Here is an 11,243-nt window from a genome sequence, read left to right as displayed (position 1 = left end):
GGTCAGCGGGATCTGCGGTGCGGCACGCCTGTGCCGGGCGCGGGCCGGGGCACGGGCAGCTGCAGCAGGTAGGCGGCCACCGGGTCGGTCTTGCCCTTGACCCGCAGCTGCGGCGTCGGTGCGAGCGGGGCGTCCTCGCCGATGAGGGCGCGGGTCCGCGCGCCGACCAGGACGCCGCCGACCGGGGCGGCCGCCTGCAGCCGGGCGGCCACGTTCACCGTGTCGCCGACGGCGGCGTAGACGACGTACCCGCGGCCCCCCATCTCGGAGACGACGACCGGGCCGCTGTTGACCCCGACCCGCAGCCCCGGCCAGTCCTCGTGCGACTGCCGGATGCGGGCCACCTCGGCCTGCAGCGCCGCCGCCGCCTCGACGGCCCGGCGGGCGTGGTCGGGCTGGTCGCCGCGCCGGTTGAAGGTGGCGAAGATGCCGTCCCCGGCGAACTTCTCCACCTCGCCCCGGAACCGGCGGGAGATCAGCGGCGCGGCGACCGCGTAGTAGGCGCGGAGCATCGCGGCCACCTCGGCGGGGTCGCGGTCCTCGGCGAAGCCGGTGTAGCCGGCCAGGTCGCCGACGAGCACGGACACCTCCTGCCGCTGCTCGCGCGTGCCCGGCAGGTAGAGCGGCCGGAAGCGCTCCTCCCGCCACTCCCGCTGGGCGGCGACGAAGACCAGCAGGAACCCCACGACGATCAGGGCGTGCCACACCCACCAGGAGGGGTGGAAGCTGCGCTCCCCGGCGACGGCCACGCCCAGCAGCGCCTCGGCCAGCAGTCCGTAGCAGGCCACCAGGCTGAGGACGAGGAAGCCGGGCTGCTCGCGGTGCACCCACCACAGGCGGACCGCGCCGGTCGCGTAGGCCAGGGCGGCCGTCGCGGCGGCGATCTCCAGCGCGTCGCCGCTGGGTCCCTCGCCGGTGATGACGTCGATCGGCGGCCAGTTGCCCAGCGACCAGATCCCCCAGAGCAGCAGCGCCGCGACGACGGCGGCGCGCAGCCACGGCCGGGCGCGCATGACGGCGGGACCGGCCCACGGCCGGATGTCCACGTAGGCCGAGGCCAGCGCGAGTGGCGCGGCCAGCAGCAGGCCCACCGAGATCGCCACGGTGAACCCGGGCAGCGCCCGGTGGGTGAGGACGTGCTGGGTGCCGGCCGCGTGCAGGGCCATGAAGCCGCTGGTGGTCAGGAAGGCCAGCGAGAGCAGGAACACCCGGGCGTCACCCCGGAGCTTGGCCGCCTCCCCGGCGACCACCGAGAGGCTGGCCGCGAGGCCGCCCACCACGAGGAAGACGGCGAAGTGCAGGTCGGGTCCGCGCCACTGCACGGCGGTGAGGTCGGGGCGCAGCAGCAGGACCAGCCCGACCAGCGGGAGGCACAGGCCCAGCACCACCAGCGCCCCGCCGGGGCCGAGCGACAGCGCAGCACCGCGGACGCGCTGGAGGCGTCCGCGGCCCGGAGCGTCGGAGGGCAACAGCCCGGCCGGGGCCACCGGCCGAGTCTGCGCCGGGCCCCGCGCCGGGCACCAGGGACTTTGGCCCGCCCCCGGGCTCAGCCGGCCAGCCGGGCCAGCTGCTCCGGGCTCAGGCGCAGTTCGGCAGCGGCGGCCGAGTCCTGGATCGACGCGGCCCGCGAGGCGCCGGGGATGAGGACGACGACGTCGGCCTGCGCGAGGTGCCACGCCAGGGTCACGCGGTACACCGAGACGTCGAGCTCGGCGGCCACCTCGGCGAACGCCGGTGCCGTCGTGTCGAGCGAACCGGCGGCACCGACGCCGCCGAAGGGGCTCCACGGGAGGAACGCCAGCCCGTGCGCCGCGCAGTGCGCCAGCTCGTCGGCCGAGTGCCGCCAGCCGGGGGAGAACTGGTTCTGCACGCTCACGAAGGCCTCGCCCACGATCGCCCGGGCGGCGTCGATCTGCGCGATGTCGGCGTTGGAGACGCCGACCATCCGGACCAGCCCGTCGTCGGCGAGCTGCCGCAGGGCGCCCATCGACTCCTCCCACGGAGTTCGCGGGTCGGGCCGGTGGAACTGGTAGAGCCCGATCGCCTCGACACCCAGCCGGCGCAGGGAGTCCTCGCACGCGCGGCGGAGGTACACCGGCGACCCGTCCAGCCCCCAGTCGGTGCCCGACCGGGTGTGCCCGCCCTTGGTCGCCACCAGCACGTCGGCCGCGCCGGAGCCGTAGGCGGCCAGCGCCTCGGCCACGAGGGACTCGTTGTGCCCGAACTCCGCCTCGTCCCGGGAGTAGGCGTCGGCGGTGTCGATCAGCGTCACCCCCGCGTCCAGCGCGGCGTGCACGACGCCGACGGCCTCCTCCCGGGAGGGCCGGGGCTTCTTCGTGGAGAGCGGCATGGCCCCCAGCCCGATGGCGCTGACCGTCATGTCCCCGATGCGTCGCTGCTGCACGAGGGGTGTCGTGCCCCGCGGGTAGCGTCGGGAACCGTGACGACGTTGTTCGACCCGGCGCCGGACGAGAGCGGCGCCCCGGCGGTCGACCCGGGCGCGCCGCTGGCCGTCCGGATGCGCCCGAGGGCGCTGGACGAGGTCGTCGGCCAGCAGCACCTGCTCGGCCCGCGCGCGCCGCTGCGCCGGCTGGTGGAGTCCGACGAGCCGATGTCGCTGGTGCTCTACGGCCCGCCCGGCACGGGCAAGACCACCCTCGCCCACGTCATCTCCCTGGCCACCAAGCGGCAGTTCGTGCAGCTCTCGGCCCTGGACTCCGGCGTGAAGGAGGTGCGCGCGGTGATCCAGAACGCCAAGCGCGAGCTCACCTTCTCCAGCCGCCGCACCGTCCTGTTCATCGACGAGGTGCACCGCTTCTCCAAGACCCAGCAGGACAGCCTGCTGTCCGCGGTCGAGGACCGGATCGTGAGCCTGATCGCCGCGACCACCGAGAACCCCTTCTTCTCGGTCGTCAGCCCGCTGCTCTCCCGCAGCCTGGTCCTGGCGCTCCAGCCGCTGGAGGACGACGACGTCCGGACGCTGCTGCACCGGGCGCTCACCAGCGACCGGGGACTCGACGGCGCCGTCACGCTGGACGCGGAGGCGGAGGAGCACCTGGTCCGCATCGCCGGCGGGGACGGCCGCAAGGCGCTGACCGCGCTGGAGTCCGCCGCCGGGGCCGCGCAGGCGGTGGGCGCGACGGAGATCGACCTGGCCACGCTGGAGACGGCCGTCGCCCAGGCCGCGGTGCGCTACGACCGGCAGGGCGACCAGCACTACGACGTCGCCAGCGCGCTGATCAAGAGCATCCGGGGCAGCGACGTCGACGCCGCGATGCACTACCTGGCCCGCATGGTGGAGGCGGGGGAGGACCCGCGCTTCATCGCCCGCCGGCTGGTCATCTCCGCCAGCGAGGACATCGGCATGGCGGACCCGACGGCACTGCTGACCGCGGTCGCGGCCGCCGACGCCGTCGCCTTCATCGGGATGCCCGAGGGGCACTTCCCGCTCGCCCAGGCCGTCGTCCACCTGGCCACCGCGCCCAAGTCCGATGCCGTCACCAAGGCCATGGGGGAGTCGGTGGCCGACGTCCGCGCGGGCCTGGCCGGCCCGGTGCCGCCGGGCCTCCGCGACGGGCACTACGCCGGGGCGAAGAAGCTGGGGCACGCCCAGACCTACGTGTACCCGCACAGCCATCCCGACGGCGTCGTCCCGCAGCAGTACCCGCCGGACGCGCTCGTCGGCAGGGACTACTACCGGCCCACCGGCCGGGGTGCGGAGGCGAGGCTGGGAGAACGGCTGGCCAAGCTCCGGGCGATCCTCCGGCGCAGCCGCTGACGCAACTGCCGATGAGGAGCGGGGACGCAGAACGGCCGACCCGCCCCCGCGACTACTGTGACCTCTCCGGGCGATGCCGGGAGCACCCGGCATCGCCGGGCGAGCGGCCGGTCGCCGAGACCCCCAGACGAGGAGCACGTGTGTCCGCAGGAGAGATCGCCGGGCTGGTCGCAGCCGGTGCGTTGGTGCTGCTGGTGGTGCTGGTCGCCGTCCCGCTGCTCAAGCTCGGTCGCACGCTCGACGAGACCACGCTGACCATCCGGCAGGTGCGCGAGCAGAGCGCGCCGATCCTGAGCCAGGCCAGCACGACGGTGACCCACGTGAACAGCAACCTCGAGCGGGTCGACGACATCACCGGCAACGCCGCGAACGTCTCCAGCAACGTCGCCGCCCTGACCAGTGTCGTGGCCGCCACGCTCGGCAGCCCGCTGATCAAGGTCGCCGCGTTCTCCTACGGCGTGCGCAGCGCGACCCGGAAGAAGCGCGAGGGCGAGGCGCTCGCCGAGGCCGCCCGCCGCGACAAGGAGGCGCGCCGCGCCCGTCGTGCCGCGCGGCGGAGCGCCTGATGCGCCGGCTGTTCTGGCTCGCCATGGGCATCACCATCGGCGCGCTCGTCGTCCGCAAGCTGAGCCGGGCCGCCGAGAAGATGACCCCCGCGGGCATCGGCGCCTCCATCGCCGACGGGCTGCGCGACCTGGCCGACGCCATCGGTGACTTCGGCGCCGACGTGCGCGACGCGATGGCCGAGCGCGAGCAGGAGCTGCGTGCCGGCACGGGCCTGGACTCCCCGCTGCCGACCGGCGACCAGGTGCAGCTGCCCGGCCGCGGGGCGCACAGCGCCGATTGATCTCCCCGGTCCGGGGTTCCGTCCCGGCCCGGCAACCGTCCGCCGACCTGAGAAGACCTGATGCAGACCGCCGAGATCCGCCGCCGCTTCCTGGAGCACTTCGCCACGCGCGGCCACACCGTCGTCCCCAGCGCGTCGCTGGTGTCCCCGGACCCCTCGCTGCTGTTCACCGTGGCCGGCATGGTGCCGTTCATCCCGTACCTGACCGGCCGCGAGCCCGCGCCGTTCGCGCGGGCCACCAGCGTGCAGAAGTGCGTGCGCACCCTCGACATCGAGGAGGTGGGCAAGACCACCCGCCACGGCACGTTCTTCCAGATGAACGGCAACTTCTCCTTCGGCGACTACTTCAAGGAAGGCGCCATCCAGCTCGCCTGGGAGCTGCTCACCGGCTCGGTCGAGGCCGGCGGTCTGGGCTTCGACCCCGACCGGCTCTGGGTGACGGTCTACCTGGACGACGACGAGGCCGCCGAGGCCTGGCACCGCATCGCGGGCCTGCCGGTCGAGCGCATCCAGCGGCTGGGCAAGAAGGACAACTACTGGCACACCGGGGCGGCCGGCCCCGGCGGCCCGTGCTCGGAGATCTACTACGACCGCGGCCCGGAGTTCGGCCCCGAGGGCGGCCCGCTGGTGGACACCGGCGGCGACCGGTTCCTGGAGATCTGGAACCTCGTCTTCATGCAGTACGAGCTGACCGACGTGCGCAGCAAGGAGGAGTTCACCGTCGTCGGTGAGCTGCCCAACAAGAACATCGACACCGGCATGGGCCTGGAGCGGGTGGCCTTCCTGCTGCAGGGCGTCGACAACATGTACGAGATCGACGAGGTCGCGCCGGTGCTGCGGCGGGCCGCCGAGCTCGCGGGGGTCACCTACGGCAAGGACCACGAGGCCGACGTGCGCCTGCGCGTGGTCGCCGACCACGTGCGCAGCGGTCTCATGCTCATCGGCGACGGCGTCACGCCGGGCAACGAGGGCCGCGGCTACATCCTGCGCCGGCTGCTGCGCCGCGCCGTCCGCTCGATGAAGCTCCTCGGGGTCGAGGACGCCACGCTGCCGGAGCTGCTGCCGGTCTCCCGCGACGCGATGAGCGCCAGCTACCCGGAGCTGGCCACCGACTTCGCCCGCATCTCCTCGGTGGCCTACGCCGAGGAGGAGGCGTTCCGCCGCACCCTCACCTCGGGGACGGCGCTGTTCGACACCGCGGTCGCGCAGGCCAAGCAGGCGGGCACCCCGTCGCTCTCGGGCGAGCAGGCGTTCAGCCTGCACGACACCTTCGGCTTCCCGATCGACGTCACCCTCGAGATGGCCGCCGAGCAGGGCGTGACCGTCGACGAGGCGGGGTTCCGCGCGCTCATGAAGGAGCAGCGCGACCGGGCCCGCGCCGACGCCCGCGCCAAGCGCACCGGCTCGGTCGACGTCCTGGCCTACCGGCGGCTGCTCGCCGACCACGGGCCCACCGACTGGCAGGCCTACGAGACCCTGCGGACCGACTCCCGGGTGCTCGGCATCGTCTCCGACGAGGACGACGACGCCGCCGCGCGCCCGGTCGGACCCGGCGAGATCAGCCGCGTGGTCCTCGACCGCACGCCGTTCTACGCCGAGTCCGGTGGGCAGGTCGCCGACGCCGGCATCCTCACCTGGGACGGCGGCCGGGCCGAGGTCATCGACGTCCAGCGCCCGGTCAAGGGCCTGGTCGCCCACCAGGTGCGCGTCCTCGAGGGCGAGCTGACCGAGGGCGCCGAGCTCACCGCCGAGGTGGACCGGGAGTGGCGGCTGTCGGCCTGCCAGGCGCACTCGGGCACCCACGTGGTGCACGCCGCGCTGCGCCAGGTGCTCGGCCCGCAGGCGCTGCAGTCGGGGTCCTACAACCGCCCCGGCTACCTGCGGCTGGACTTCGCCTGGCAGGGCGCGCTCACCGCGCAGCAGCGCACCGACATCGAGGACGTCGCCAACGCCGCCGTCCGCGCGGACCACGCGGTGTCCGCGTCGTGGATGACGCTGCCCGAGGCGCGCGCCTTCGGCGCCCTGGCGCTGTTCGGCGAGACCTACGGCGAGCAGGTCCGCGTGGTGGAGATCGGCGGCCCGTGGTCGCGCGAGCTCTGCGGTGGCACCCACGTCCGGGGCAGCGCGCAGATCGGCACGCTGGCGCTGACCGGGGAGTCGTCGGTCGGTTCGGGCTCGCGCCGCGTCGAGGCCGTGGTGGGCCTGGAGGGCTTCCGCTACCTGGCCCGCGAGCGCGACCTGGTCCGCCAGCTCGCCGAGCTGCTCAAGACCCCGCAGGACGGGCTGGTCGAGCGGGTCGGCGGCATGCTCTCGCGGCTGCGCGACGTCGACCGGGAGCTGGCGGAGCTGCGCGGTCAGCAGAGCCTCGCCGTCGCCGGGCAGCTGGCCGGCGACGCCCGCGACGTGGGCGGGGTGGCCGTCGTCACCGGCGCGCCTGCCGGGCTCGCGGGCGGCGACCTGCGCACCCTGGCCCTCGACGTCCGGGGCCGGCTGGGCGAGCGCCCGTCGGTCGTGCTGCTGGCTTCGGAGTCCGGTGGCAAAGTGGCTCTCGTCGCGGCGCTGAACCCGGCCGCCCTGGCGCAGGGGCTGTCGGCCAACGACGTGCTGAAGGCCGCGGCGGGTCCCGTCGGCGGTCGGGGTGGCGGAAAGGCCGACGTCGCCCAGGGGGGCGGCACCGATGCTGCGGGGATCCCCGCCGCGTTGCAGGCCGGCGAGCAGGCGGTTGCGGCCGCCACGGGAAGGTGAGCACCGTGCCCACGACCGAGGACAACGGTTCCGAGTACAACCCCGACGACACCGGTCCGGTCGGGAGCCGGCGGCGCGAGCTGCCGGCGGTCCCGCCGGCCCGTCCGCGTCCGCCGGCCGGCCAGCCGGCGCACCACCCGACCACCGAGATCGACCTGAGCCAGGGCTTTCCGCCGGTCACGAACGAGACGACGGAGATCGACCTGTCCGGCGGCTGGCCGGCGCACCTCAAGGTGCCACCGAAGCCGACGGCGTCCGGTCCGTCGGGCCGCGTGCTCGGCGTCGACGTCGGCACCGTGCGGGTCGGGCTGGCGCTGTCCGACCCCACCGGCACCCTCGCCAGCCCGCTGGAGACGGTGCACCGGGCCAAGGACGGAGCCGATCTGGACCGCCTGGCGGCCCTCGTGGTGGAACACGAGGTGACCGAGGTGGTGGTGGGGGAGCCGAGGCATCTGTCGGGTGCGTCGGGCGCGTCCGCAGCGGACGCCACTGCCTACTCTCAGGCACTGGCCGACCGCATGGCGGATGTGCCTGTGTACCTGATCGACGAAAGGCTTTCGACCGTGACCGCAGCCAGTCACCTGCGTCAGGGCGGCATCGACAGCCGCAACCAGCGCTCCGTGATCGACCAGGCCGCCGCCGTGGTCATCCTGCAGCAGTACCTGGACAGCCGGCGGGCCCGGTCGTGACCACGCCCGGTGGTCCGGGCCGGCGGGGGCGACACTCCGCCGGAGACGGCACCGGCGGATTCCCGTCCCTGCCCTGGACCGCCGGCCCGACGGCTCCTCCCGGTGTCCCGCCGCTCCCCGGCGGCTCACACCGGGGCGACGACCGGACCGGGCCGCTGCCCGAGCCGGAGTGGTGGTCCTACGGCTCCACCGCTCACCCCGACCACCCCCGCGCCCGGCACGCCGGCGGGGACGACGAACCCGCCCGGCCGGCCGACGGGCCCGGCCCCCAGCACCCCTCCGCCCCCCTGCCGCCGCTCCCGACCGGCGGCTGGGGCCGGCTGCAGCCGCGTACCGACGGCCCGGCCGACGACGACGCGACGGTCGCCCAGCGGTACGACCCGCCCGCGGACCCCGACGCCGACGCCGCGCACCACGGCGGACCGGACGAGCAGCACGGGCACCCGGCCGACGGCGACACCGACTCGTGGGACCGCACCGGCGGCCTCGAGGTCATCGGCACCCACGACGACGCGCGCCACCACGACGGACACGACCACGACGACCACGACGGGAACGACCACGACGGGAACGGGCGGGGCGGCGCGACCGCCGTCGCGGCGCCGAAGCGCCGCCGCCGCAGGCCCGTGGCGGTGCTGCTCAGCCTCCTCGTGCTCGGCGGGCTGGTCGTCGGCATCGTCCTCGGCGTCCAGGCGCTGCTGGGTCTCACCGAGGCCGAGGACTACACCGGCGAGGGCACCGGCACCGTCGAGATCCGCGTCACTCAGGGCGACACGCTCAGCGACATCGCCCGCACCCTGGCCGAGGCGGACGTGATCGCCTCGACGCGGCCGTTCGTGAACGCCGCCGAGGGCCGCCCCGAGGCGACCGGGATCCAGCCGGGCGTCTACGGCCTGCGGTCGCAGATGAGCGGCCAGGCGGCGCTGGACCTGCTGCTCGGCGAGGGATCCCGGCTGGTGACCCGCGTGACCATCCCCGAGGGGCTCACCGTCGCCCGGGTGCTCGAGCGCGTCGCCACCGAGACCGGGCGCCCGATCGAGGAGCTGCAGGCCGCGGCGGCGGACGGGGCCGCACTCGGGCTGCCGGCGTACGCCAACGGCCAGCTGGAGGGCTACCTCTTCCCGGCCACCTACGACGTCGACCCCGACCAGACCCCGGCCGACGTGCTGCGGGCGATGGTGCAGCAGTTCACCAAGGTGGCGGGCAGCCTGCAGCTCGAGGCGCGGGCGGCCGCGCTGGGCCGGACGCCCGCGGAGATCGTGACCGTCGCCTCGATGATCCAGTCCGAGACGCGGCTGGACGAGGAGCGGCCGGACGTCGCGCAGGTGATCTACAACCGGCTGGGCCAGGGCATCCCGCTCGGCATCGACGCCACCCTGGCCTTCGGCCTCGGCAAGAGCGGCAACGACCTGACCGTCACCGACCTGCGGACCGACAGCCCCTTCAACACCCGCACCCGGGTCGGGCTCCCGCCCACGGCGATCAGCTCCCCGGGCGAGGCCAGCCTGGAGGCGGCGCTCGCGCCGAGTTCCGGCGACCTCCTGTACTACGTGCTCGAGAGCGACGAGGGAGCGCACTTCTTCACCTCCGACTACGCGGAGTTCCAGGCTGCCCGGCAGCGGTGCGCCGAGGCCGGTCTCGGCTGCGGTGGCTGACCGGCCGCGGCGGGCGGCGGTGCTGGGCCGGCCGGTCTCGCACTCGCTCTCGCCGCTGCTGCACCGTGCGGCCTACGCCGCCCTCGGGCTCGACGACTGGCGCTACGACGCGCTGGACGTCGGGGCCGAGGACCTGCCCGACCTGCTGGCCGGGCTGGGCGACGAGTGGTGCGGGTTCTCGGTGACGATGCCGTGCAAGCAGGCGGCGGTGGACGTCGCCGACGTGGTGGAACCGCTCCCGCGACTGCTGCACGCGGCGAACACGCTGATCCGCCAGGACGGCGGCTGGCGGGCGGAGAACACCGACGTCGCCGGCATCGGCACCGCGCTGCAGGTCGCCGGCGTCGAGTCGGTCGACCGGGTGGCCGTCCTCGGGGCCGGCGGGACCGCCGCCGCGGCCGCGGTGGCGCTCGCCTCGCTCGGGGCCCGGCACATCGACGTCGTCGTCCGCGAGCCGGCCCGGGCCGACGACCTCGTCCGCGTCCTCGACGTGCTGCAGGTCCCGGTCACCGTCTCGCGGCTCGAGGGCGCCGTCGTCGACGCTCCGGTCGTGGTCAGCACGGTGCCGGTCGCCGGGCAGCCGGCCGTGAGCGCGCTGCCGTGGCGGGCGGGGCAGACCGTCCTCGACGTGCTGTACGCGCCGTGGCCGACCCCGCTGGCCGAGCGGGTCACCGCCGCCGGCGGCACCGTGATCGGGGGTGCGGAGGTGCTGTTCTGGCAGGCCACCGTCCAGGTCGAGCTCATGACCGGCCGCCCGGCTCCCATCGCCGAGATGCGGCGCGCCCTGGACGCCGCGCTCGCGCGCGACTGAGCCCGCCGCCGTGGAGCTCTCGCGGCCGGCGCTCGCCGTCACCGTCCTGCTGACCGCCGTCGTGGTCGGGCCGTGGCTGGCCCGGATCGCGGTCCGCCTCGGGACGCGGGACGACGCCGCACTGCCCAGCCCGCTGCGGACCGGTGCCCTCACCGCGGTGTTCGCCGCGTTGCTCGCCGGCGCGGGCGAGCTGACCGGGCTGCGGCCGGTCACGGTGGCGCTGGCCTGGGCGGCCGGCGCCGCGGTCGTGCTGGGCGCCGCCGACCTGATCGGCCACCGGCTGCCCGACCGGGTCACCTATCCCGCCTATGCCGTCTGCGGCACCGCCCTGCTCGTCGACGCCGCCGTCGAGGGCACCTGGACGGCGCTGCTCCGGGCGGGAGCGGCGGCCGTCGTCGCGGGCGGGATCGCCGCGCTGGGCTGGCTGGTCTCGCCGCAGGGGCTCGGCCTTGGCGACGTGAAGCTCCTCGGGCTGGTCGGCCTGCTGCTCGGCTGGTTCGGCTGGGGAGTGCTCATGGCCGGGGTCTTCCTCGGGCTGCTCACCGGTGCGCTGGTCTCGGTGCTCCTGCTCGTCACCCGGCGGGCGACCTGGCACACCGCGGTCCCGTTCGGCCCGCCGCTGCTGGCCGGCGCGGTCCTCGCCCTGGCGACGGGAGCGATCCCGCCCGGCTGAGCGGATGGCGCGCGGGGGAGGCGGCGCTCCTACTGGCAGAATCGC

Annotated in this window: 10 protein-coding genes; 8 read left to right on the top strand and 2 right to left on the bottom strand. The window is 75.2% G+C overall.

Translation table 11 applies throughout. From position 1 onward, the window contains the following. Nucleotides 1-2: 2 nt before the first annotated feature. The gene (locus CRP29_RS16345) at nucleotides 3-1,487 is read right to left on the bottom strand and encodes an adenylate/guanylate cyclase domain-containing protein (protein ID WP_097196138.1); all 1,485 of its coding nucleotides are present in this window, start codon (nucleotides 1,485-1,487) and stop codon (nucleotides 3-5) included. A 59-nt stretch (nucleotides 1,488-1,546) separates the two neighbouring features. Further along, the gene (locus CRP29_RS16340; protein WP_097196447.1) at nucleotides 1,547-2,404 is read right to left on the bottom strand and encodes an aldo/keto reductase; all 858 of its coding nucleotides are present in this window, start codon (nucleotides 2,402-2,404) and stop codon (nucleotides 1,547-1,549) included. Nucleotides 2,405-2,440: 36 nt separating this feature from the next. On the opposite strand from CRP29_RS16340, the gene CRP29_RS16335 reads away from it, so the two are divergent. The 8 genes from CRP29_RS16335 to CRP29_RS16300 all read left to right on the top strand — a co-directional run bounded on the left by CRP29_RS16335 (nucleotide 2,441) and on the right by CRP29_RS16300 (nucleotide 11,198). Beyond that, entirely contained in the window at nucleotides 2,441-3,778 is a 1,338-nt protein-coding gene (locus CRP29_RS16335) for a replication-associated recombination protein A (RefSeq protein ID WP_097196137.1), read from the top strand. Nucleotides 3,779-3,918: 140 nt separating this feature from the next. Continuing rightward, nucleotides 3,919-4,344, top strand: coding sequence for a DUF948 domain-containing protein (locus tag CRP29_RS16330; RefSeq protein WP_097196136.1), 426 nt, complete (start codon nucleotides 3,919-3,921; stop codon nucleotides 4,342-4,344). Next, nucleotides 4,344-4,625, top strand: coding sequence for a hypothetical protein (locus CRP29_RS16325; RefSeq protein WP_091986104.1), 282 nt, complete (start codon nucleotides 4,344-4,346; stop codon nucleotides 4,623-4,625). Before CRP29_RS16330 ends, CRP29_RS16325 begins: the two co-directional genes overlap by 1 nt. Before the next feature lie 60 nt (nucleotides 4,626-4,685). Further along, a complete protein-coding gene (alaS, locus tag CRP29_RS16320; RefSeq protein ID WP_097196135.1) occupies nucleotides 4,686-7,370 on the top strand; it encodes an alanine--tRNA ligase in 2,685 nt (894 codons plus the stop codon). A 5-nt stretch (nucleotides 7,371-7,375) separates the two neighbouring features. Continuing rightward, nucleotides 7,376-8,059 carry a Holliday junction resolvase RuvX gene (gene ruvX, locus CRP29_RS16315; RefSeq protein ID WP_097196446.1) on the top strand — a complete coding sequence of 228 codons (684 nt, stop codon included), beginning with the start codon at nucleotides 7,376-7,378 and terminating at the stop codon, nucleotides 8,057-8,059. Continuing rightward, nucleotides 8,056-9,714 (top strand): endolytic transglycosylase MltG, encoded by a 1,659-nt coding sequence (gene mltG / locus CRP29_RS16310; RefSeq protein ID WP_097196134.1) that lies wholly within the window; start codon nucleotides 8,056-8,058, stop codon nucleotides 9,712-9,714. Before ruvX ends, mltG begins: the two co-directional genes overlap by 4 nt. Then, nucleotides 9,707-10,525, top strand: a complete 819-nt coding sequence (locus CRP29_RS16305; protein WP_097196133.1) for a shikimate dehydrogenase — start codon at nucleotides 9,707-9,709, stop codon at nucleotides 10,523-10,525. The genes mltG and CRP29_RS16305 overlap by 8 nt, the downstream gene beginning before the upstream one ends. 10 nt (nucleotides 10,526-10,535) lie before the next feature. Continuing rightward, on the top strand, nucleotides 10,536-11,198 hold the full coding sequence (locus CRP29_RS16300; protein WP_097196132.1) for a prepilin peptidase: 663 nt from the start codon (nucleotides 10,536-10,538) through the stop codon (nucleotides 11,196-11,198). The last annotated feature ends 45 nt before the right edge of the window (nucleotides 11,199-11,243 follow it).

The sequence above is a fragment of the Blastococcus aggregatus genome (assembly GCF_900221005.1).
Taxonomy (GTDB): Bacteria; Actinomycetota; Actinomycetes; order Mycobacteriales; family Geodermatophilaceae; genus Blastococcus; species Blastococcus aggregatus.
The sequence above is the reverse complement of the archived record's forward strand: the minus strand, read 5'-3'. Positions and strand labels throughout refer to the sequence as shown.

Bases quoted from the DNA above. Each gene is read 5' to 3' on its own strand.
- CRP29_RS16325 (WP_091986104.1), top strand. From the start codon at position 4,344: ATGCGCCGGCTGTTCTGGCTCGCCATGGGCATCACCATCGGCGCGCTC.
- alaS (WP_097196135.1), top strand. From the start codon at position 4,686: ATGCAGACCGCCGAGATCCGCCGCCGCTTCCTGGAGCACTTCGCCACG.